Origin of the sequence: Janthinobacterium sp. SUN206 (genome assembly GCF_030587305.1) — a bacterium.
Lineage (GTDB): Bacteria > Pseudomonadota > Gammaproteobacteria > Burkholderiales > Burkholderiaceae_D > Janthinobacterium > Janthinobacterium kumbetense.
Window position 1 is genome coordinate 252,749 of record NZ_JAPWIB010000006.1, and the last position, 20,642, is coordinate 273,390.

Annotated in this window: 21 protein-coding genes, 1 rRNA gene and 1 riboswitch; of the genes, 3 read left to right on the top strand and 19 right to left on the bottom strand. The window is 63.2% G+C overall.

Features of this window, described 5'->3' with window-relative positions:
• The first annotated feature begins 5 nt into the window (after window positions 1-5).
• The gene (locus O3300_RS27165) at window positions 6-422 is read left to right on the top strand and encodes a PIN domain-containing protein (protein ID WP_305054627.1); all 417 of its coding nucleotides are present in this window, start codon (window positions 6-8) and stop codon (window positions 420-422) included.
• A gap of 3 nt (window positions 423-425) precedes the next feature.
• Here the strand turns inward: O3300_RS27165 and yacG are convergent, their stop codons facing one another.
• The 6 genes from yacG to O3300_RS27195 all read right to left on the bottom strand — a co-directional run bounded on the left by yacG (window position 426) and on the right by O3300_RS27195 (window position 5,851).
• The gene (gene yacG / locus O3300_RS27170; RefSeq protein ID WP_034748814.1) at window positions 426-617 is read right to left on the bottom strand and encodes a DNA gyrase inhibitor YacG; all 192 of its coding nucleotides are present in this window, start codon (window positions 615-617) and stop codon (window positions 426-428) included.
• Between the two features lie 18 nt (window positions 618-635).
• Window positions 636-1,391 carry a cell division protein ZapD gene (gene zapD / locus O3300_RS27175; RefSeq protein WP_077399896.1) on the bottom strand — a complete coding sequence of 252 codons (756 nt, stop codon included), beginning with the start codon at window positions 1,389-1,391 and terminating at the stop codon, window positions 636-638.
• A gap of 62 nt (window positions 1,392-1,453) precedes the next feature.
• Window positions 1,454-2,101: a dephospho-CoA kinase gene (gene coaE, locus O3300_RS27180; RefSeq protein WP_099665417.1), complete on the bottom strand. Its 648-nt coding sequence runs from the start codon at window positions 2,099-2,101 to the stop codon at window positions 1,454-1,456.
• A 31-nt stretch (window positions 2,102-2,132) separates the two neighbouring features.
• On the bottom strand, window positions 2,133-3,002 hold the full coding sequence (locus tag O3300_RS27185; RefSeq protein ID WP_289900359.1) for an A24 family peptidase: 870 nt from the start codon (window positions 3,000-3,002) through the stop codon (window positions 2,133-2,135).
• 106 nt (window positions 3,003-3,108) lie between these two features.
• Window positions 3,109-4,305 carry a type II secretion system F family protein gene (locus O3300_RS27190; RefSeq protein ID WP_305054628.1) on the bottom strand — a complete coding sequence of 399 codons (1,197 nt, stop codon included), beginning with the start codon at window positions 4,303-4,305 and terminating at the stop codon, window positions 3,109-3,111.
• A 73-nt stretch (window positions 4,306-4,378) separates the two neighbouring features.
• On the bottom strand, window positions 4,379-5,851 hold the full coding sequence (locus O3300_RS27195) for a DHA2 family efflux MFS transporter permease subunit (protein WP_305054629.1): 1,473 nt from the start codon (window positions 5,849-5,851) through the stop codon (window positions 4,379-4,381).
• 206 nt (window positions 5,852-6,057) lie between these two features.
• On the opposite strand from O3300_RS27195, the gene O3300_RS27200 reads away from it, so the two are divergent.
• Entirely contained in the window at window positions 6,058-7,215 is a 1,158-nt protein-coding gene (locus O3300_RS27200; protein WP_305054630.1) for a hypothetical protein, read from the top strand.
• Between the two features lie 3 nt (window positions 7,216-7,218).
• Here the strand turns inward: O3300_RS27200 and O3300_RS27205 are convergent, their stop codons facing one another.
• The 13 genes from O3300_RS27205 to cobT form a co-directional block, all read right to left on the bottom strand.
• Window positions 7,219-8,673 (bottom strand): cobyric acid synthase, encoded by a 1,455-nt coding sequence (locus O3300_RS27205; protein ID WP_305054631.1) that lies wholly within the window; start codon window positions 8,671-8,673, stop codon window positions 7,219-7,221.
• On the bottom strand, window positions 8,670-9,479 hold the full coding sequence (locus O3300_RS27210) for an ABC transporter substrate-binding protein (RefSeq protein WP_305054632.1): 810 nt from the start codon (window positions 9,477-9,479) through the stop codon (window positions 8,670-8,672). Before O3300_RS27210 ends, O3300_RS27205 begins: the two co-directional genes overlap by 4 nt.
• The gene (locus O3300_RS27215) at window positions 9,476-10,375 is read right to left on the bottom strand and encodes a cobalamin-binding protein (protein WP_305054633.1); all 900 of its coding nucleotides are present in this window, start codon (window positions 10,373-10,375) and stop codon (window positions 9,476-9,478) included. Before O3300_RS27215 ends, O3300_RS27210 begins: the two co-directional genes overlap by 4 nt.
• Window positions 10,372-11,358, bottom strand: a complete 987-nt coding sequence (cobD, locus tag O3300_RS27220; protein ID WP_305054634.1) for a threonine-phosphate decarboxylase CobD — start codon at window positions 11,356-11,358, stop codon at window positions 10,372-10,374. The genes O3300_RS27215 and cobD overlap by 4 nt, the downstream gene beginning before the upstream one ends.
• Window positions 11,351-12,304, bottom strand: a complete 954-nt coding sequence (gene cbiB / locus O3300_RS27225; RefSeq protein ID WP_305054635.1) for an adenosylcobinamide-phosphate synthase CbiB — start codon at window positions 12,302-12,304, stop codon at window positions 11,351-11,353. Before cbiB ends, cobD begins: the two co-directional genes overlap by 8 nt.
• Window positions 12,298-12,864: a bifunctional adenosylcobinamide kinase/adenosylcobinamide-phosphate guanylyltransferase gene (gene cobU / locus O3300_RS27230; RefSeq protein ID WP_305054636.1), complete on the bottom strand. Its 567-nt coding sequence runs from the start codon at window positions 12,862-12,864 to the stop codon at window positions 12,298-12,300. Before cobU ends, cbiB begins: the two co-directional genes overlap by 7 nt.
• 7 nt (window positions 12,865-12,871) lie before the next feature.
• On the bottom strand, window positions 12,872-13,504 hold the full coding sequence (cobO, locus tag O3300_RS27235; protein ID WP_305054637.1) for a cob(I)yrinic acid a,c-diamide adenosyltransferase: 633 nt from the start codon (window positions 13,502-13,504) through the stop codon (window positions 12,872-12,874).
• A gap of 1 nt (window position 13,505) precedes the next feature.
• Complete coding sequence (locus tag O3300_RS27240) at window positions 13,506-14,273, bottom strand: ABC transporter ATP-binding protein (RefSeq protein WP_305054638.1); 768 nt, start codon at window positions 14,271-14,273, stop codon at window positions 13,506-13,508.
• On the bottom strand, window positions 14,270-15,295 hold the full coding sequence (locus tag O3300_RS27245) for an iron ABC transporter permease (protein ID WP_305054639.1): 1,026 nt from the start codon (window positions 15,293-15,295) through the stop codon (window positions 14,270-14,272). The genes O3300_RS27240 and O3300_RS27245 overlap by 4 nt, the downstream gene beginning before the upstream one ends.
• A gap of 85 nt (window positions 15,296-15,380) precedes the next feature.
• The gene (locus tag O3300_RS27250; protein WP_305054640.1) at window positions 15,381-17,243 is read right to left on the bottom strand and encodes a TonB-dependent receptor domain-containing protein; all 1,863 of its coding nucleotides are present in this window, start codon (window positions 17,241-17,243) and stop codon (window positions 15,381-15,383) included.
• 126 nt (window positions 17,244-17,369) lie between these two features.
• Window positions 17,370-17,612: riboswitch (cobalamin riboswitch) on the bottom strand.
• A gap of 44 nt (window positions 17,613-17,656) precedes the next feature.
• Window positions 17,657-18,211 carry a histidine phosphatase family protein gene (locus O3300_RS27255; protein WP_305054641.1) on the bottom strand — a complete coding sequence of 185 codons (555 nt, stop codon included), beginning with the start codon at window positions 18,209-18,211 and terminating at the stop codon, window positions 17,657-17,659.
• A 5-nt stretch (window positions 18,212-18,216) separates the two neighbouring features.
• Window positions 18,217-19,023: an adenosylcobinamide-GDP ribazoletransferase gene (locus O3300_RS27260; RefSeq protein WP_305054642.1), complete on the bottom strand. Its 807-nt coding sequence runs from the start codon at window positions 19,021-19,023 to the stop codon at window positions 18,217-18,219.
• A gap of 4 nt (window positions 19,024-19,027) precedes the next feature.
• Complete coding sequence (gene cobT / locus O3300_RS27265) at window positions 19,028-20,068, bottom strand: nicotinate-nucleotide--dimethylbenzimidazole phosphoribosyltransferase (RefSeq protein WP_305054643.1); 1,041 nt, start codon at window positions 20,066-20,068, stop codon at window positions 19,028-19,030.
• 511 nt (window positions 20,069-20,579) lie between these two features.
• On the opposite strand from cobT, the gene O3300_RS27270 reads away from it, so the two are divergent.
• Window positions 20,580-20,642, top strand: a 16S ribosomal RNA gene (locus O3300_RS27270); the annotation flags it as partial.

Genomic DNA, 20,642 nt, shown 5'->3' on the forward strand with positions numbered 1-20,642 from the left:
GTGCGATGTCCGCCTACCTGCTCGACACGGATGTGATCGTTGCGGCGCGCAAGGGCAGCGCTGCGCCGGAGGGTGTGCGCACTTTTTTTGAACGGGTGGCGCCGGAAATGCGCTATGTGCCGGTACAGGTGATCGCGCAGTTGCGCGCAGGCATACAGCGCAGCTGGCGGCGCGAAGCGGCGCTGGAAGCACTGGCGCTGGAAGGTTGGCTGGAAGCCGTGCTGGCGGACTATGCGCCGCGGCTGCTGGAATTCGACCTCGATTGCGCCCTCGTGTGCGCACGCCTGTGTGAGCGGGGCCATGCGCATGGCGTCGATGGGCAGATCGCGGCGATGGGTATCGCCTATGGCTTGACGGTGGTCAGTGGCAGGCTCGACAGTTTCATGGCGCAGGGGCTGCGCCTGGAAAGTCCGTTTCGCTGAGAATTATTGCGGCTTGTTGTCTTCGTCTGCCAGCGGATCTTCGAACGGGTCGGCGGCGGGGATCGTGTATTTCTCTTCGGCCCAGGCACCCAAGTCGATCTGCTTGCAGCGTTCCGAGCAGAAGGGGCGGAATTTGTTGGCTTCAGTCCATTCGACTTTGGCGGCACAGGTAGGGCAATTAACGACGGTCATGATGGGGCAAATAAGTAACAGTTAAAAATTACAGAGCGTGAGCTCGAATGGGACATCTTCTTCCAGCGGCTTGGGCTTCAAGTCGCCGCCCTGGGTAGTGAAGCGTACCCACAGCATGTATTTGTTGGCGGAAATTTCTGGGATGGCGCCGCTGCTTTCGTCCAGGCTCAGGCGCAGCATCTGGTATACCTTGCCTTGCAGCATTTGCTGGTAGCTGCCGCCATTGGCGATCAGTTTAACGGGTCCGCCGGAATCGCGCAGCAGGCGCAATACGAGGGCCAGCGCGTCGAACAGCGGGGCGAGCGGGGCGAACCAGGCGTGGATATCGGTCAAGCGCTGTTCCGAGCTGCGTTTTTGCCAGGCAAAGTAGGACGGCAAGTCGAATTCGCAGGCGCCGCCGGGGATGATGGTGCGGCCGCGGATGCTCATCAGCCATTCATTGTCGCGGATATTCTGGCCCGTCTTGCCTTGCGCCGCCACCAGGGCGCCGCTGACACTGTCGAGTTCGCCAAGGATGGCATCGAGCGTTTCCGGTTCCACATTTGGATTGCTGCGGTAACCGAGCAGGCTTTGGCGCTGGCGCTCGAGTTCTTGCAGCAGGTCGGACTTCAGGTCGGCGCGGCCAGCCACTTCGAGCATATCGAAAATAGTTGCCAAGGCAACATGGTGTTGCATTGCATGCTCTTGCTGGATGAAGAACTTGAATTTGTCGTACAGGTCTTCCAGCCGCAACAAGGTACGTATGCGTTCGTTGAAAGGGTATTCGTAGACAATCAAAATAATTCCCTTAAGTAAGGACCTGCAAACAATCCCGTGATTTTGAACCAAGCGTCGACAAATTACAAACGTTGCGGCCCGATTCCGGCCATTCTTTTTGAAAATGCCAGATATAAATCGTGCAACTGGGCAATCTGCGGCGCCAGGGCGACCAAATCGCCATTATTGTCGATCACATCGTCCGCCGCCGCCAGGCGCATGGCGCGCGTGGCCTGCGTGGCCATGATGGCTTTGACTTGTTCTTCCGATAAGCCATTGCGCGCCATCACGCGCGACACTTGCAGGCTTTCCAGGCAATCGATGACGAGCACCCGGTTGACGCGTTCCACCCATCCGCCGGACTCGACGAGCAGGGGAACGGCAAAGATCACATAGCTGCCCGTCGCTTCGGCGGCGGCCACCAGGGTCGCCTGGCGGATGCGCGGGTGCAGGATGGCTTCCAGTTTTGCCTTGGCGGCGGCGTCGGCGAATACGAGGTTGCGCATTTTTGTGCGGTCGAGGGCACCGCGCGCATCGGTGTAGTCGGGGCCAAATTCCGCCACCAGGGCCGGCATGGCCGCGCCATTGGGTGCCGTCAGGCTGTGCGCGATCTGGTCCGTGTCGACGATGGAGGCGCCCAGCGCGGCGAACTGGTCGGCCACGGTGCTCTTGCCGCAACCGATGCCGCCGGTGAGACCCACGCTGAAATACGGTGCGTTATGAAGTTGCATGTGTTTTTCCATAGGGGCAGTGTTGCGCGGGTCAGCTGGTCAGGCCCAGCGTGAGGCGCGACAGGGGCGTGCCGTACAGCAGCGCGATCAGGCCTGCCGCCGCCAGGTAGGGGCCGAACGGAATCGGTTTGTCGCGCCCCCGCTTGGCAAACACGATCAGGCCGATGCCGACCACGGCGCCCACCAGCGACGACAACAGGATGATCGTCGGCAGCATGGTCCAGCCCAGCCACGCACCGAGCGCCGCCAGCAATTTGAAGTCACCATAGCCCATTCCCTCCTTGCCTGTCGCCAGCTTGAAGGCCCAGTACACGGCCCACAGGGCCAGATAGCCGGCGGCAGCGCCGATGACGGCGTCCTGCAGGGGTACGAAAGTGCCATTGATATTGATCAGCAAGCCCGCCCACAGCAGGGGGAAGGTGAGGTCGTCCGGCAGCATTTGCGTATCGGCGTCGATGAAGGTCATGGCGATCAGCAGCCAGGCAAACACGAGCGTTGCCAGGCCCGTCCAGCCGCTGCCGAAGTGCCAGACCAGGAGGGCCGACAGCGCGCCCGTCAGCAGCTCGACCAGCGGATAGCGTACGGAGATCGGTGCCTTGCAGGCGCTGCATTTGCCGCGCAGCAGCAGATAGCTGATGACGGGAATGTTTTCCATGGCCGTGATGCGGTGGCCGCAAGCGGTGCAGTTCGAATGCGGCAGCATCAGGTTGTAGCGGTCCGTGTGCGGCAAGGGCAAGCCGCTTTCTTCCGCCACATAATTATCGGATTCGCGCTGCATCATTTTCGGCACGCGGTGGATCACCACATTCAGGAAGCTGCCGACGATCAGGCCGAACAGGGCGGCAACGAGGGCGACGGGCAGATTGCCGGGCGCGGCGAACAACAGGGTATCTTGCAGCATGGTGAACTTGTCTGAGGTGATGAATGTTGCCGTGCAAACATTGCCTGGCACTGCCGCAGTGTAAAACATCCGCCGGCACATGGGGACGTTTTAGGCGGGTGAATGGTCAAATCACGGCCCCCAGCTTGAAAATCGGCAAATACAGGGCGATCACGAGGGAACCGACGAGCACGCCAAGCACCACCATCAGCGCCGGTTCCAGCAGCGTGGAAAGGGTGGCCACGGTGGCGTCGATATCGGCCTCGATGATGTCGGCCGCGCGCGACAGCATGGCGTCGAGCGCGCCGGACTCCTCGCCGATCAGGGTCAGCTGCGTCAGCAAGGGAGGGAACACGCCGCTGTGTTCCATGGCCAGGGCCAGGCTGCCGCCGGCGCGGATTTCGCGTTCGATGCGCGTCGTCGCTTCCTGGTACAGCGCGTGGCCGGAGGCGGCGCCCACCAGACCGAGCGAGTCGAGCAGCGGTACGCCGGCGGCGAACATGGCGGCCAGGGTGCGCGTCCAGCGGGCGATCGCCGCTTTGCGCAAGAGGGAGCCGAACACGGGCAGGCGCAGCGCCCGCAGTTGCGTGTTGCGCCGCCACGCGGGAGAGCGGCGCCAGGCCAGGTGCAGCAGCACGCAAGCGAGCACGAGCACCGCCAGCAAGGCCAGCCAGTAGCGGACAACAAAGGCGGACACGCCCATGACGAGCAGGGTGGGCAGCGGCAAGGGCGCGCCGAAGCTGTCGAAGACCTGGCGGAAAGCGGGCACGACCACGCTCATGATGATGGCCGTGACGACGAAGGCGACAAGCACGATGGCCAGCGGATACATCAGCGCGCCGCGCACCTTCCGCCGCAGGGCGATGGCCTTTTCCTGGTGCGTGGCCAGGCGCGCCAACAAATCCTGCACGATGCCGGCCTGTTCGCCTGCCGCCAGCAGGTTGCAATACAGTTCGTCAAACAGCAGCGGGAACTGGCGGAAAGCCTGCTGCAGGCTGCTGCCCGCTTCGATGTCGTGGCGCAAGTCGCGCATCAGCGCCGTGATCGCGGGCTTGGCATGGCCCTTGCCGGCGATGTCGAAGGCGTGCAGCAGCGGCACGCCAGCCGCCATCATGGTCGACAGCTGGCGCGTAAACAGCGCGATATCCTTGCGCGTGATGGCCTTGCCGGGTGCGCTGCGCGCGGCCTGCACCCGGTTGGCCAGGATGCCCTGGCTTCTCAATATTGCTTTGGCAGCGCAGGCGTCGGCGGCGCGCAAGACACCATCGACCGGCTTGCCATGGCGGTCCGTGCCCTTCCACGCAAAGCGCCGCTCGGCCGCCATGTGCACCTCCTGCGATCACGATAGCAGCGTCAGGCAAAAGTACCAGCGGTGCTGGCGGCAAGCTTGATGTGGCTCAGCCTTTCGTGGTTTGCACTTCCGTCTGCACAACGGCCTGGGCCTTGACGTCGGCCGCATCCTCCTCGTCGCTGTCCGTGCCCTTGCTGATGCTTTCGCCATCGTCGCGGCGCAAGGTCCAGAAGGTCAGCGAGGACAGCACCGTCAGGGCGGCCAAGGTGAGGAAGGCGTGATGCAGGGCCGTGCTGAGCATGGCGCGGTCCGACTGCGGCATGTCGCCCAGGTACCAGCCCGTGATCAGCGAACCGAAGGCGAGGCCAAAGCTCATCGACAGTTGCTGCATCGAGCTGGCGATCGTACTGGCCATGCTCGAATCGTTCTTGTCGACGTCGGCATACGCGATGGTATTCATGCTGGAAAACTGCAGCGAATTGAAAAAACCCATGCACAGGCTGATGGCGACGATGACGTACAGGGACGTGCCCGCGCTCACCTGCGAAAACATGGCGATGGTCACGCCGATCAGCACGGTGTTGACGATCAGTACCTGGCGATAGCCGAAGCGGGCCAGCACGCGCGCGGAAATGAATTTCATGCCCATGGCGGCAGCGGCCGACGGCATCATCAGCAAGCCCGATTGCCAGGCGGGCAAGCCCAGGCCCAGCTGGTACAGCAGCGGCAGCAGGAAGGGCAGGCCACCCACGCCCAGGCGCGTGACGAAGCCGCCCACCACGGAAACGCGGAAGGTGCGGATCTTGAACAGGGTCAGGCGCAGCAGCGGATGCAGCACTTCGCTTGAATGCCAGACATACGCGGCCAGCAGGCTGATGGAGATGAACAGCAGCACGGCAAACGAGGTGCCGTCGATGCGGTGTTCGCCAAAAATTTCCAGCAGCCATGACAGCAGCGCGATGCCCGTGCCGAACAACACGAGGCCGATCAGGTCCAGCGGACGGGGCTTGTCGCCGTAGTAGTCGGGCATGTAGCGGTGCGCCAGGTACAGCGCCGCCAGGCCGACAGGCACGTTGACGAAGAAAATCTCGCGCCACGACAGCCAGTGCACGATCAGCCCGCCGACCGTGGGCCCCAGCAGGGGACCGATCAACGCGGGGATGATGACGAAATTCATGGCCGCCAGCAGTTGCGACTTGGGAAAGGTGCGGATGATGGTGAGCCTGCCCACCGGCATCATCATCGCCGCGCCCACCCCTTGCAGCAGGCGCGCGGCCACCAGCATGGGCGCATTCACGGACAGGCCGCACAGGATGGAGGCGAGGGTAAAGATGGCGACGGCGGCGGAAAACACGCGCCGCGTGCCGAAGCGGTCGGCCATCCAGCCGCTGATGGGAATGCACACGGCCAGGCTCAGGATGTAGCTGGTGACGACGGCCTTCAGGCTCAGCGGCGTCACGTTGAGGCTGGCGGCCATGGCGGGGATGGCGGTGTTGACGATGGTGGAGTCGAGTTGCTCCATGAACAGGGCGGTGGCAACCACCCAGGGAAGGTAGCTTTTAATGGGGGAACTGGTCATGGATGCGAGCCTGAAGAGGAGAAACGGAGCCGACAGTACGATGAATTGTCACATAAATGACGCAGGCGTGCCGCCCGCGCCTTCCCTTTTGGCAACATGCCGGGGGCGTAGTCCATGGAACATTTGTTCTATAGCAATAGATTGCGGGCAAGGCTAGCATGTGTTTTCTGGCAGCTCCGGCCCCTTTTCCCTGAAAGTCACTCCACATGAAAAATGCACTTACGTTTCTTGTCCTGGGCGCGGCCCTGTCCGCATGCGGTGGCGGCAGTGATGGCGGCACGCCAGCGACGCCGGTGACACCGCCGGCCGTCGTGACGCCTCCCGTCGTTCCCGTGGACAGCGTGACGGTGGCGTCAGTTGCCGTGGCCAGGGAGGCTGGCTTGACCATCATTGCCGGCACCAGCGCCGATGAAAGCGTGTATGACGTGGCTGCCGATATCGGCGACACCTGGCGCATCACGTTCGACAGCGTCAAGAAAACCTACACTATCCGCGTGCTGTCGACGCAGTTCGGCTTGAGCGACCGCAGCGGCACGTTTACCGCGTCCACCACCGGCAATCTCACCACTTACACGGCAACGGATTTCAGCGTCGCCGTCGATGCGCGCACGCGTCTTCTTTCTGGCAACATCAAATTGGGTAGTGTGGTCTCGACCGTCAGCGGCACCGGCTATGCGGTGGGTGACGTGGCCAAATTGGCCGGCAACTATATCTTCCTGGGCGGCATGCGCAATGCCTCGAACGGCGGTGACCGTTTCAATCCGAAAGGCAGTCTCAGGATCGCTGCCGACGGGGCGGCCCAACTGTGCAATGGCGGCGTGTTCAATGCGCAAGGCGTGTGCTCGCCAGTATCGCCGCTGCTGGAAGCGGAAAACGCCAGCCTGACCCTGGTCAAGGATGCGAAGAACGGCTTGCTCGTCGCCCGCCAGGGCAGCCAGGACTTCGGCATCGTGCACGTGCATGCGGGGGACCGGGGGCTGGCGCTGTTCATCGACCGCTACAGCCGCAATCAGGAAAACGTCCTGCGCGTGGGCACCATCGTGGCGGCCAGACAGCAGAAAATAGGCACGGAAATCAATGGCAGCTACGCCTGTGCGGCGCAGGGTGGCACGACTGGCAAGATCGACATCGCCGGCAATGTGGCGACCATCACCAATAACGGCACGGGCAAGGTGCACGCGGAAAACGTGACCCTGAACAAGCTGGGCCTGGGTGCGCAGGCCGTCGATGTCGATGGCATCGCCGTGTTCAAGGACCCCGCCGACATGCCGGCCGACTATTCGATGTTCATGCCCGTGTCATCGAGCATGGCCGTCGAATTTTCGACCGACCGCTCGTACATGGGCATGTGCCTGAAAAAATGACGGCTAGCGTTTGAGGTGGTCCAGGGCCGCCAGCAGCGGGATGGCCGCATCGGCGATGCGCTCCAGGCTGGCCTCGCGCAGGGCGGCGGTATCCACCGTGTGGCCGGAGTCCAGCCCTGCCCAGCGCAGCAGCGCCGCACACGCGGCGGGCGTGTCGAACATGCCGTGCAAATAGCTGCCGAGGATTTGTCCGTCCTGCGATACGGCTCCTTCCGGACGGCCGTCGATGACAAAAGCCGGCTGCGCCAGCGCCGCGCCATGCGAAATGCCCATGTGGATTTCATAGCCTGCCACGGGCGCATCGGCCGCGCCGGCAAACGCGCAGTGGCCGCGTACCTGTTCCAGCCGCTTGTCGCGCGTCAGTTCCGTCGCCATGTCGAGCAAACCCAGTCCCGCCGACTCTCCCGCCGCGCCTTCCACGCCCAGCGGATCGCGTACGGACTGCCCCAGCATCTGGAAGCCGCCGCAAATGCCGAGCACCTTGCCGCCATAGCGCAGGTGTTTTGCCAGGTAGGTGGGCCAGCCTTGCTGCTGCAGCCACGCCAGGTCGCCGCGCGTGTTCTTGCTGCCGGGGAGGATCACCAGGTCGGCCGCTGGAATCGGCTGTCCCTGTTTGATGAATTGCAGGTCGATATCGGGATGGGCGCGCAGCGCGTCGACATCCGTGTGGTTGCTGATGCGCGGCAGTTGCGGCACCACCACCTTGAAGGCGCCGCGTTCGGCCTGCATGGCTTCGACGGCGTCCTCCGCATCGAGGAACAGGCCTTGCAGGTAGGGCAGCACGGCCAGCACGGGTTTGCCCGTCTGCTGTTCCAGCCACTCGATGCCGGGCTGTAGCAGCGAGATATCGCCGCGGAAGCGGTTGATGACGAAGCCAAGGATGCGCGCCCGTTCGCTGTCGGACAAACAGGCCAGGGTGCCGATGATGTGCGCGAAGACGCCGCCACGGTCGATGTCGGCCACCAGGATCACAGGGCAGTCGACGGCTTCCGCAAACCCCATGTTGGCGATGTCGCGCGCGCGCAAATTGACTTCGGCGGAGCTGCCCGCGCCTTCGACGACGACGGCGTCGTACTGCTGGCGCAAGCGCGCGTACGATTCCAGCACGGCGCCCATGGCGATGGTTTTATATTGCTGGTAGTCGCGCGCATCCATCTCGGCGCGCACCTTGCCGTGGATGATCACTTGCGCGCCCGTGTTCGACGAAGGCTTCAGCAGCACCGGATTCATGTCCGTGTGCGGCGCGATGCCGCAGGCCAGCGCCTGCAGGGCTTGCGCGCGGCCGATCTCGCCGCCGTCGCTCGTCACCGCGCTATTCAAGGCCATGTTTTGCGGCTTGAACGGCGCCACCGTCACGCCACGGCGTTTCAAGAGGCGGCACAGGGCTGCGACGACGGTGCTCTTGCCCGCGTCCGACGTCGTGCCTTGCACCATCAGGGCGGGGAAGGGACTCTTCATGCTTGCTGCTCTTTCTGATTCTCCTGCCACTGCGCGATGATGTCGCTGATCTGGCGCAAGCCTTGCGTGATGGCGGCTGGACCGGGCGAAAGAATGTCGGGCGACTTGATCTCGAACAGCATGTCATTGCGTACGGCGGGAATCGCATCCCAGCCCGGACGTGCCGTCAGCTGCGCCGGCTGGAACTTCTTGCCGCACCAGGTGGCGATGATGATGTCGGGCGCGCGCCGCACCACCTCTTGCGGATCGGCGATGATGCGCTCTTTCGCGCCCGGCTGCGCGGACAATTCCGGGAAGGCGTCTGTGCCGCCGGCGATGTCGATCAATTCCGCCGCCCAGCCGATGCCGCTCATCAGCGGATCGTTCCACTCTTCAAAGTAAATCACGGGCTTGCGCGTCCAGGCTGCGGCGCGGGCCCGGGCGGCGGCGATGTCGGCGCGCAGGCTGGAGATCAGTGCGCGGCCCGCTTCCTCGCGCTGAACCAGTGCCGCCAGCACGCCGATCATGCGCAGGATGCCTTCCACCGTGCGCTGGTTGAACTGGTGCACTTCGATGCCAGCCTTGACGAGGTCGCGGCAGATATCGGCCTGCATGTCGCAAAAACCGATCACGAGATCGGGCTGGACGGCCAGGATGCGCTCCAGGCTGGAAGAGGAAAAGCCGCTGATCCTGGTCTTTTCCTCGCGCGCGCGGGGAGGGCGCACGGTAAAGCCGGAAATGCCCGCGATGACGTCTTCCGCGCCCAGCGCATACAGCGTCTCCACGGCTTCCGTCGACAGGCAGGCGATGCGCTGGTAGTGGCTCATGGCGCGGACCTGGTACGGCGCTGGCGTGCCACTTCCAGCTGCTCGCACATGGCGGCCGTGCCCTCGATCATGCGCGGGCCGGCGCGGTTCAGCAGGTCGCCGTTCAGGCGGAACAGGTTATTCTTGCGCACGGCCGTCATCGACGGGAAGGCGCGCCACATGGCCAGGCCGCCTTCGCTGCGCGGATCGCTTTTTTCGCTGGTGCCGAAGATGACTTCCGGGTCTTCCTGCAGCACGCCTTCCGGCGTGACGACGGGCGCCACCACCTTCATCGCGGCAAAGACATTTTGCGCGCCGCACACGCGCATGGAATCGCTGATGATGCTCGCGCCGCTCAAGGTATATAAAGGCTTGTCCCACACCTGGTAAAACACGCGCACGGGCGGGCGCTGCGCGTATTGCGCCGTCAGGCTGGCCAGTTTGGCGCGCAGCTGGGCCGCCGCCGGTTTGGCGACTTTTTCCGTTCCCATCAACTGCCCCAGGCGTTCCATGCTGTCGGGGATGTCGGCCAGCTTGCGCGGTTCGCTGTGATAGATGGGAACCTTCAACTGGCGCAGCATGGCGATCTGGCGCTCGGCGCTGCCATGCATCCACACGACGATCAGGTCCGGCTTCAGGGCGATGATGCGTTCCATGTCGTACTGGCGGTTGTCGCCCACTTGCGTGATCTTCTTTGCAGCTTCCGGGTAGTCGCTATAGCTGACGACACCGGCGATCCTGTCGCCGCCACCGGCCGCGAACAGCAGTTCCGTCACATGCGGCGCCAGCGCCAGGATGCGCCGCGCCGGTTTTTCCACGGTGACGGCATTGCCGTCGTCGTCGCGCACGGTGATGGCTGCCTGCGCCTGCAGCGAGACCAGTCCGGCCAGCAGCAGTGCTGTTTTCAAGTGATTCATATGTGTTTCCATGTGGTGAGGGCCTGCTGCAGGCGCAGCCAGGAATGTTCGTCGGGGGGCAGGCCCAGGCGGATGCCGTGGGCGGCGTGGCGGAACAGGCGCACCCAGATGCCCGATTCCGCCATGTGGCGCCAGAACGCTTCGGCGCGCTCCTCCGGCCACCACTGGAACAGCGCCGTGCCGCTGCTGGCGATGCCGTGCGCTGCCAATAGCTGGCGCAGGCGCGTGCCTTCGCCGCGCAGGCGCTCGCGCATCGCCACCTGCCAGTGCGTGTCGGCGAGGGCGGCCAGCGCCACGTGCTGCGCCGGGCCGCTGACGGCCCATGGCCCCAGCAGGTCGGCCAGCCGCGCAAGCAAGGCTGAATGAGCGGCGACAAAGCCCAGGCGCAGTCCCGCCAGACCAAAGAATTTACCGACGGAGCGCAGCACGATGAGTCCCGGCCGGGCAGAGTGGGAGCCCAGGCTGGCGCACGCTTCCGTATCGCCAAACGCTTCATCGACCACCAGCCAGCCGCCGCGCGCGGTCAGTTTGTCCGCCCACTCCAGCAGCAGCTCGGGCGCGATGCGCTCGCCCGTGGGATTGTTCGGATTACAGACCACCAGCACGTCGCAGTGGTCGACGGCATCGGCCAGCTGCGCATACGGCACTTGCCGCAACTGGTGGCCATGCTGGCCCCAGTGGTGCGCATGTTCCGCATATGACGGTGCGGCCACCACCACGCGCGAGGGCGCGCGCAGCCGGGGCAGGGCCTGGATGGCAGCCTGGGTGCCGGCCACGGGCAGCATGGCTGGCGCGTCGTAATACGCGCAGGCGGCAGCGGCCAGCGCGGGATCGGCTTCCGGCAGCCGGTGCCAGGCGTTGGCGTTCGGTGCTGGCGCTGCATACCAGTGCGGGTTGATGCCGGTCGACAGGTCGATCCAGTCTTCCAACGGCCTGCCGTATTCGCGCGCGGCGTCGCGCAGGTTGCCGCCATGTTCAAGCAAGGTATTTTCCCTTCAGGTAGAACAGGCTTGCCAGCAGCGCCACCCAGATCAGCCACAGCACGGCCGTTTCGGCCACCAGGCGCCAGGCGCGATCGATATCGCGCGCTTCGGCGGGACGGCCACTGCCCAAAGGCGGGCGGTGTTCCAGTTCGCCGTCGTAGATGGCGTCGCCGCCGAGGGCCAGGCCCAGGGCGCCGGCGCCGCTGGCCATCACGGGACCCGCATTCGGGCTACCCCAGTTGGGTGCCTGGCTGCGCCAGCACTGCCACGCGCGTTTTTTGTCGGCCATGGTCTTGCCCAGCAAGACGTAGGACAGGGCCGTCAGGCGCGCCGGCAGATAATTCAACAGGTCGTCGATGCGCGCGGCGCAGAAGCCGAACCAGTCGTAGCGTACATTGCGGTAGCCCCACATGGCGTCGAGGGTATTGGCCAGCCTGAAGAGTACGGCGCCGGGGCCGCCCGCCACGGCAAACCAGAACAGGGTGCCGAAGACGGCGTCGTTGCCGTTTTCCAGCAGGGATTCCGTGCTGGCCTTGGCCAGGCTGGCCGCGTCGGCATTGGCCGTGTCGCGGCTGACGATGCGCGCCGTCAGCAGGCGCGCGTTGTCCAGGTCATCGATGGCCAGGGCGTCGGCGATGGGCTGATTGTGGTCGCGCAGGCTGCGCAGGCCCAGACATAGATATAGCAGGCAGACGTGGAGGGCGGCGCCTGCCAGGCCGCACAGCCAGTAGGCGGCATAGCTGATGGGGAGCACGGCCAGCGACCACGCCAGCACGCCGCGCAGGAAGCGCCCACGGCCCCGGTTCAGCAGGCGTTCGAACGCGCTGGCGAGGCGGCCGAAGCCCACCAGCGGATGCCAGCGGCGCGTCTCTCCCAGCAGCAGGTCGAGCAGCACGCCGGCCGTCATCAAAGCGGCCAGCATGGGCAGCGACAAGCCGCTCAGCATGGGCCGCCTTTCAGGTACAGCGGCAGGCCGGCGGCCACAAAGACAGCCTTGTCGCACACGGCTGCCACGGCCTGGTTCAAACGGCCCGCTTCATCGGTGAAGCAGCGCGAGATGGCGCCGTAGGGCACGATGCCCATGCCCACTTCGTTCGACACGAGAATAAGGTTGCAGCCGGTGTCTTCGATTTCTGCCAGCGCATACAGCAGGTGCGCGCGCTCGCTGTGGAACAGCTCGGGCAGGGCGATGTCGCCTACGTCCGGATAGGTCTCGCCACTGGAAAACATCAGATTCGTCAACCACAGGGTCAGGCAGTCGACCAGCAGCAGCCGGCCGGGCAGTGCTTCGCGCAGGATGGCGTCGCCCAGGCGCAGCGGTTCTTCCAGGGTTACCCATTCGGCCGGACGCTGCGTGCGGTGATGTTTGACGCGCGTGGCCATTTCAGCATCGCCCGCCTGCGCGGTGGCGATGTAGATCACTTCCTTGCCCGACTCGCAGGCCAGCGTTTCCGCATGGGCGCTCTTGCCGGAACGGGCGCCGCCGAAGACCAGGGTGCGCGTCATGGCGCTGTTACCACTCGGTGCCGATTTGCGCGCCGATGCCGGCCGCATACGCATGCTTGACAACGGCCATTTCCGTGACGGTGTCGGCGATGGCGATCAGTTCGTCCGGCGCGCCGCGGCCCGTGATGACCACGTGCTGCATGGCCGGGCGTTCCAGCAGGTCGGCGATGACTTTATGCACCTCGAGGTAGTTGTATTTGAGGGCGATATTGAGCTCGTCGAACAGCACCAGGCCGTAGCTGGGGTCGGCCAGGAAGGTCTTCGCCTGTTCCCACGCCAGTTCGGCCTTTTCGATGTCGCGTTCGCGGTTTTGCGTTTCCCAGGTATAGCCTTCGCCCATCGCATGAAAACTGATTTCATCGGGGAAGCGGCGCAGGAATTTTTCTTCGCCCGTCGACATGGCGCCCTTGATGAACTGCACCACGCCCACTTTCATGCCATGGCCCATGGCGCGGATAGCCATGCCGAAGCCGCTCGAACTCTTGCCCTTGCCATTGCCCGTGTTGACGATGATGATGCCGATTTCCTTGTCGGCCTTGGCGATGGCCGCATCGATGATGGCCTTCTTGCGCTCCATGCGCACGCGGTGGCGTTCATTGATGGCCGCGGTGTCCGCATCGATTGTCTTCTTGTCGCTCATGTCAGTCCTCTTTCGGTATGAATATCTTGCGTTTGCCGTGATCGATGATCTCGATCGGGTGGCCCAGGTAGTCGCCCAGGATGGACGCCTGCATCACGTCGGCCACGGGTCCGGCCAGCCAGCCGCCGTCGCCCATCAGCAGCAGCGCATGGGTCGAGACGCTGTGCGCCAGGTTCAGGTCATGCCCCACCATCACCACGGTTTTATTCTGTTCGCGGCACAGCTTTGACAGCAGGCCCATGACGCTGACCTGGTGCGCCAGGTCCAGCGCGTTGGCCGGTTCGTCCAGCAGAAGCAAGGGCGTGTCCTGCGCCAGCATTGCAGCGATTGCCACGCGCTGGCGTTCGCCGCCGGACAGGCTGCGCACGTCGCGCTCGGCCAGGTGTTCCACTTCCATCGACGCCAGCGCCGCCAGGGCGATGCGCTGGTCGTCGCTGCCTTCCCAGTAATGGTTGTCGTGATACGGGTGGCGCGCCGACAGTACCGTTTCGATGACGCGGTATGAGAACGCATCGTGGCGCGCCTGCGCCAGGAAGGCCCGTTCACGCGCCAGTTCGTCGAGCGGCCAGTCGACCAGGGCGCGGCCCTGTATGGTCACGTGGCCCGCATCCGGTTCGCGCAAGCCGGCCAGGGTGCGCAGCAAGGTGCTCTTGCCCGCGCCATTGCGGCCGATCACGCTCCAGCATTCGCCATCCTTGATTTGCCAGATGAGGTTTTCCACGAGAGAGCGCGTGCCTGCCTTCAGGCCGAGTTGGTAGGTACGTATCATGTGCGTCGCAACCGGTGCAGTTGGTACAGGAAGACGGGCGCGCCTATCATGGCCGTGACCACGCCGACGGGCAGCTGTAACGGTGCCAGCACGGTGCGCGCAAGCGTGTCGGCCAGTACGAGGAAGGTGCCGCCGGCCAGCGCGGCAGCCGGTATCAACAGGCGATGGTCGGGGCCGCAGGCAAAGCGCAGCGCGTGCGGCACGATCAGGCCGACAAAGCCCACGCTGCCGGCGCTGGTGACGGCGCTGGCCGTGAGCAGGCCGGAACAGAAGAACAGGCCCTTGCGCAGGGCGCCCACGCGCACGCCCAGGGTGCTGGCCGCTTCCGCGTGCAGCGCCATGACGTTCAGCGAGCGCGCGCAGCGCAGTGCGAAGACCAGGGCACCGGCCAGGACCAGCCAAGGCATCAGCCGCGCGGGCGCGCCGGACAGGTCGCCGATCATCCAGAACACCATGCTGCGCAAGCGGCTTTCCGGGGCGATGGAGAGCATCAGGGTGACGATGGCCATGCAGGCCGAGGCCAGGATCACGCCCGTCAGCAGCAAGAGCGAGGCGCCGCCTTCGGCCGCCGTGCCGCCGCGCAGGTCGCGGCGCGCAAAAAAGTACAGCAGCATGGACACCCCGACGGCGCCGGCAAACGCAGCCGCGTCGACGACCCACAGCGCGCACATGAACAGCAGCGCGGCCAGCGCGCCAACGGAAGCGCCGGCGGAAATGCCCAGCACGTACGGATCGGCCAGGGGATTGCGCAGCAGCGCCTGCATCATCAGGCCGGCCAGCGACAGTGCCGCGCCGGTGACAAAAGCGGTCAGCGCGCGGCCAAGGCGCAGGTCGAGCAAGGTGGCGGCGAGGGTATCGGTCTTACCCTGCATGACATGGAACAGGGCGGAAGGCAGGTCGGCGAGCGGAATCGCGATCGAACCGATCATGCCGGAGAAAATCAGGCTGGCAACCGCGCACACGATCAGCACCGTGAGGATCACGGTGGCGCGGTGGCGCATATTGCGGAAAAATGGGTGCATGTACTGCCTTAAAAACGGGGACTGCAGAACTGCATCTGCGGGCGACGGCATGCCATCGCCCGCAGCTTACATCATTACGACGCGGTTACTTCATGCCGTAGCGTACGCCAACGAAGAGGTTCGAGCGTGGCGTCGCATAGAAACGGCCCAGTTCATAGTCTTTGTTGGTGATGTTGTTCCAGCGTGCCAGCACCGACCAGTCGCGTGCGAACTGGTAGGTGGTGTACAGGTTCAGCAAGCCATAGCCACCGAGGGTGGTCTTGTTGGCAGGATCTGCAAAACGTTTGTCCGACAACTGCCATTCCGTACCGGCGGTCAAAGGACCGGTCGTGTAATCGACAGCGAAATTGGCGTGCTTTTTCGCGCGGAGTGTCAGTTGCTTGTCAATGGATTCATTGCGTGGATCTTGCAGGTCGATATTGCCACTGACGTTGAAGGCGCCGAACTTGTGCGCGCCAGCCAGCGTCACGCCTTCGAGCAGGGCTTTGTCGACATTCGTGCTGCAGCCATAGCCTGGTTTCCATCCAATAACTGGGCAAGCCGACACATAGTTGATCATATCGGTAATCTTGTTATGGTAGTAGATCGCGCTCAGTTGCGATTGGCCGTCGTTGTAGTGCAATCCAATTTCAGCATTGCGGCCTTTTTCTGGCTTGTTCGTGGGGGTGCCAAAATCAGGGTAGTAGAGATCGTTGAAGGTCGGTGCGCGGAAACTGGTGCCATAGCTGGCGTTGGCGCGCAAGGCATTGCTGAAACGATAGCCATAGGCGACGCTACCCGTGTTGTGCGTACCAAACGCCGAGCTGTCGTCGCGACGGCCGCTGATGCTGGCCAGGTGGGCGCCGCGTACCAGGTTGTACGATGCCGCGAAAGACTTTGTATTGCGTCCGCCGGACAGGCCTTTGGCCGAGCTCACGACATCTTCGTCACGGTATTCACCCAGTAATTGCAAAGTATCACGGCCAATGAGAATATCGTTTTGCCAGCTGATGTCAGTTTGCTTGGTGTCGAACTGGCTTCTGCCGGAGGAGCCGAGCGCGGAAACTGAGGTAAGTTTGTCCTTCGATTCTGCGTAGCGCAGCTCGCTGGTCCAGTTCGGCAAGAACTGGTTCTTCGTGAAGACAGAGGCGCTTTCCTGCTTATTGTAGTTGCGTGCGTCGAAGTTCAAGCCCGCATCGTATTGTGCATCCAGTTTGCTGTTCAGGAAAACCAGGCCGACGTCATGTCCCTTCGCCATCTGATAACCAAACTGGCCGCTGACGCTTTCTTTGTCGTAGCCGTCTTTATCGCCGTTATAGGAAGAATTACCAGGTTTGGTGGCGGAATAGCCATCTGATTTTTCCTTGCCCGCGGTCAGCGCGTAGCTGAAACTGTTGTTGCCACCGGTAGAGCCGGCAACGCTGGCTTCCACCTGGCGGGTGCTGTCGCGGCCGTAGCCGGCGAAGGCGGAAAAGCGCGTCGCGCCGTCGCCTTTCTTGGTAAAGATCTGGATCACGCCGCCGACAGCATCGGCGCCATACATGGTGCTCAGTGGGCCGTAGACGATTTCAACGTGGTCGATGCTCGACAGCGGCAGGGCGCTCCAGTTGGCAGCGCCCGATGTGGCGGAGCCAATGCGCACGCCGTCGACCAGCACGATATTCTGGTTGCTGTTCGCGCCGCGAATGAATACGCTCGAACTTGTGCCTGGGCCGCCATTGCGATTGACTTCGATGCCGCGCTGCTTTTGCAGCAGGTCGATCAGCGTACCGGCGCCCGAGCGCGCGATGTCTTCCGAGCTGATGGTCTGCGTATCGCTCAATACTTCGCTCAGATGCTGCGGGTAGCGGTTGGCGGTAACGACGATAGGATCGAAGGTGTCTGGCGTGGCTTGGGCGAAAGCGGCAGGCGCGGCAATGGCTAGCGCGAGCGACGTGAGGGCCGCGTGGCGGGAAACAGCATGGGTCATGATAATTTTCAGTAAGTAATATGCAACCAGCCGACGTCCCCGTAGGCCAGATTGAACAGAAGTGGGAACTGAAGATGACGATCGAAGATGGCCATGGGCCATTCGGATCGCGAACATCCCCGTTCGCACACTTCCACCTGTCCTGGCCGGTATCCGGGCTGGCAAGTACGGCTATCTCACCTTCCCATGCTCGATGATTGCAAGCACAGTGGTTGTCAGAGATAGCTTGTCGCCCGTTTCCGGTAGGGAGGGGCGACACTTGCTTACCGTTGCGGGGGCAGCACACGCTCGCCGCGATCGCGGCATCGTGTTTCCCGTTTAACTGCGCTCATGGACATGAACGCGGGCACCAAAACCCCGCCATTATACGTGCAGCAGGCATGGACTGACATGGTCGGCTGGACAATTCAGTATCAGAAATCGACGACGACCGTCGCACCGTAGGCGATTTTATGGGCAGAATGGGCGGCCAGCAGGGCTGTTTCCTCCAATGGCAGCCGGGCTTGCAGTGCCGACAGCAGGCGGATGGTGCCCGCATGGCAGATGATGACGACCGTTTCGTGTTGTTCGCGCAACAGATCGCCTAGAAACGCGTCGATGCGGGCGGCCATCGCCAGCACGTTCTCGCCCCCGCCGGGGCGGTGCCAGGCCAGGTCGGCTGCCCAGGCATCGATTTCCGCGCGCGCAATCGCGTGCCAGGGTTGCATTTCCCACGCGCCGAAATCCATCTCCGCCAGCCGCGCGTCGAAGCGCAGGGCGCTTGCGGGCAAGTCCTGCGCCAAGGCTGTCGCCAGGTCGGCACAGCGGCGCAGCGGACTGGTATACAGCGGTACATGCGGCGGCAAGGTTGCCTGCAAGCTGGCGCGCACCGTGGCCATTTCGTGCGGCGCCACCGCCACGTCGCTGCGGCCATAGCAGGTGCCGCTGGTGATGTGTGGCGCGGGGTGGCGGACGAGGATCAGGCGCATGTTTGTTAATAGAAGCGCAGTGGAGGTTGAAAGCTGGACAGGATGGCCAGATAGACCGCCACTTCCGCCACCTGCTGCACGGCGCCCAGGCAGTCGCCCGTGTAGCCTTGCAGGCGGCGCTGGCATTTGCGGCCCAGCCAGAAAGCGGCAGCTGCCGCCACCACGACGGCAAAGACCAGCGTGGCCCAGTCGAATATCCCCAGAGCGCCATAGGCGATGGCAGGCAGCAGGCCGCAGACGGTGGCGATGATGAATTCACCCGCACGCATTTCCTGCGCCATGGGCTTGGACTTGCCTTCGTCGCGCGCGTAATCCATGAACCGGATCAGCGAGACGGCGGCCAGGCGGGACAAAGGATGGGCGATGCACAGTGTCGCCACGACGATGTGTGGCGGCAACGAGGCCAGCGCCGTGCACTTGATGGCCAGCAGGCAGACGATGCCGATGGCGCCATACGCGCCGATGCGCGAGTCCTTCATGATTTCCAGTACACGCTCGCGCGTCAAGCCGCCGCCAAAGCCGTCGCACATGTCGGCGAAACCATCTTCATGGAAGGCGCCTGTCAGGTAAATGCCGGCGGCGACGGCCAGCAGCACGGCCACCGCAGAAGGCAGCAGCCAGCTGGCCAGCAGATACACGGCGCCACTGATGGCTGCCACCACCACGCCCACCAGGGGAAAGTAGCGCGAGGCGTGCTGCAGCCAGGCCGGCTCGAAACCCACCCAGCGCGGGATGGGCAGGCGCGTGAAGAACTGCAGCGCGATGAAGAATAGACGGCACTGGTGGATTGCGGCGGAAATGGGATTGGCCATGGTCTTAGTCTGGCGTGGACTTTGCGCTGACCTGGGCCGAGGCGAAGGTCGCCATCTCGCGCATGAAGTTGACGGCCGCGTGCAGCAGCGGCAAGGCCAGCGCGGAACCCGTGCCTTCACCGAGGCGCAAATCGAGGTGCAGCAGCGGACGCGCGCCCAGGCTGGCCAGCAGCTGGCGGTGGCCGTTTTCATCGGAGCAGTGCGAAAACACGCAGTAATCGAGAATGGCTGGCTGCAAACGGGCTGCCACCAGCAGCGCGCTGCTGACGATGAAGCCATCGATCAGCAGTATCATGCGCCGTTCGGCCGCCTTGAGCATGGCGCCGGCCATCATGGCGATTTCGAAACCGCCGAAGGTGGCCAGCACGTCGAGCGGCTCATCGACTGCCGTGTGATGGGCGACGGCCGCTTCGATCACCTGCTGTTTATGTAGTACGCCCTCTTTCGACAGGCCCGTGCCGGCGCCCACGCAATCGGCAACGGGCGTGCCGGTCAGTTTGTGCATCAGTGCTGCCGCGGCGGTGGTGTTGCCGATACCCATTTCGCCAAAGCCCAGCACATTGCCGTCCAGGCTAGCGACCAGGTCCATCCCCGCCTGCATGGCGGCCAGACACTGCTCCCGGCTCATGGCGGGCTCTTTGGCAAAGTTGCGGGTGCCGGGACCTTGTTTGCGGTCAAGCAAGCCGTCGCGCGGGCCGAAATCGTGGTTCACGCCAGCGTCTACTATATATAAGGCGCAATCGTTCTGGCGGGCAAAGACATTGATGGCGGCGCCATTGCCCAGGAAGTTTTCCACCATCTGCCAGGTCACGCTTTGTGGATAGGCAGAAATGCCTTCGGCAACGACGCCATGGTCGGCAGCGAAAACGATGATGGCGGGCTGGTGTAGCGCCAGTTGCGTACTTTGCTGGATCAGGCCGATCTGGCGGGCCAGGGTTTCCAGCATGCCGAGGCTGCCCAATGGCTTGGTCTTGCTGTTGATGGCATGTTCGAGTGCGCTGGCCAGGGCGGGATTGGCGGTGGGGCTGATGTGTGGGATAGGCATGGGAATCTATGTGGATGAGGCAGGGTATGGTCGGCGCTACGATATCACACAGCAATATTTGCCCAACTGCAAAATAGCGCTTGCGGGGCGTGGACGGCTTTGCTATAGTTCGCCTCCCCAATGAGGCGCAGTCAAATGCGGCAGTTGAGGATCACCGGAAACGGCGATGCAGTAAAAAGAAGGTGTTGACGGACGTAGCGAAATGCTTCATACTCTTCCTTCTTCGCAGCTGACAAACACAACGCTTTGTCGATAGCGCGAAAGCAGTACCGAATACAGTTCTTTAACAATTAACAGTCGATAAGTGTGGGCATTTGATGTAAGTGCAGCGTCAATCTTCGGATTGACGTAATACTTAAAATATATCAAATGTTCACAAGAAATAATGAAATAGGATACTTCTTCGGAAGTAGCCTGTCAGTTTTTTGAGTGAGCAAATCTTTTGCAATGCAAAAGATTTGGATGGTAGCGATACTGTCCGACCTGTCAGAAATGACATTAAACAGAGATTAAACTGAAGAGTTTGATCCTGGCTCAGATTGAACGCTGGCGGCATGCCTTACACATGCAAGTC

What these genes read in the sequence shown, in the direction of transcription:
- O3300_RS27165 (WP_305054627.1), top strand. Translation starts at nt 6, where the DNA reads ATGTCCGCCTACCTGCTCGACACGGATGTGATCGTTGCGGCGCGCAAG.
- coaE (WP_099665417.1), bottom strand. Translation starts at nt 2,101, where the DNA reads ATGCAACTTCATAACGCACCGTATTTCAGCGTGGGTCTCACCGGCGGC.
- O3300_RS27185 (WP_289900359.1), bottom strand. Translation starts at nt 3,002, where the DNA reads ATGCTGCAAGATACCCTGTTGTTCGCCGCGCCCGGCAATCTGCCCGTC.
- O3300_RS27190 (WP_305054628.1), bottom strand. Translation starts at nt 4,305, where the DNA reads ATGGCGGCCGAGCGGCGCTTTGCGTGGAAGGGCACGGACCGCCATGGC.
- O3300_RS27195 (WP_305054629.1), bottom strand. Translation starts at nt 5,851, where the DNA reads ATGACCAGTTCCCCCATTAAAAGCTACCTTCCCTGGGTGGTTGCCACC.
- O3300_RS27200 (WP_305054630.1), top strand. Translation starts at nt 6,058, where the DNA reads ATGAAAAATGCACTTACGTTTCTTGTCCTGGGCGCGGCCCTGTCCGCA.
- O3300_RS27205 (WP_305054631.1), bottom strand. Translation starts at nt 8,673, where the DNA reads ATGAAGAGTCCCTTCCCCGCCCTGATGGTGCAAGGCACGACGTCGGAC.
- O3300_RS27210 (WP_305054632.1), bottom strand. Translation starts at nt 9,479, where the DNA reads ATGAGCCACTACCAGCGCATCGCCTGCCTGTCGACGGAAGCCGTGGAG.
- O3300_RS27215 (WP_305054633.1), bottom strand. Translation starts at nt 10,375, where the DNA reads ATGAATCACTTGAAAACAGCACTGCTGCTGGCCGGACTGGTCTCGCTG.
- cbiB (WP_305054635.1), bottom strand. Translation starts at nt 12,304, where the DNA reads ATGCTGAGCGGCTTGTCGCTGCCCATGCTGGCCGCTTTGATGACGGCC.
- cobU (WP_305054636.1), bottom strand. Translation starts at nt 12,864, where the DNA reads ATGACGCGCACCCTGGTCTTCGGCGGCGCCCGTTCCGGCAAGAGCGCC.
- cobO (WP_305054637.1), bottom strand. Translation starts at nt 13,504, where the DNA reads ATGAGCGACAAGAAGACAATCGATGCGGACACCGCGGCCATCAATGAA.
- O3300_RS27240 (WP_305054638.1), bottom strand. Translation starts at nt 14,273, where the DNA reads ATGATACGTACCTACCAACTCGGCCTGAAGGCAGGCACGCGCTCTCTC.
- O3300_RS27245 (WP_305054639.1), bottom strand. Translation starts at nt 15,295, where the DNA reads ATGCACCCATTTTTCCGCAATATGCGCCACCGCGCCACCGTGATCCTC.
- O3300_RS27250 (WP_305054640.1), bottom strand. Translation starts at nt 17,243, where the DNA reads ATGACCCATGCTGTTTCCCGCCACGCGGCCCTCACGTCGCTCGCGCTA.
- O3300_RS27255 (WP_305054641.1), bottom strand. Translation starts at nt 18,211, where the DNA reads ATGCGCCTGATCCTCGTCCGCCACCCCGCGCCACACATCACCAGCGGC.
- O3300_RS27260 (WP_305054642.1), bottom strand. Translation starts at nt 19,023, where the DNA reads ATGGCCAATCCCATTTCCGCCGCAATCCACCAGTGCCGTCTATTCTTC.
- cobT (WP_305054643.1), bottom strand. Translation starts at nt 20,068, where the DNA reads ATGCCTATCCCACACATCAGCCCCACCGCCAATCCCGCCCTGGCCAGC.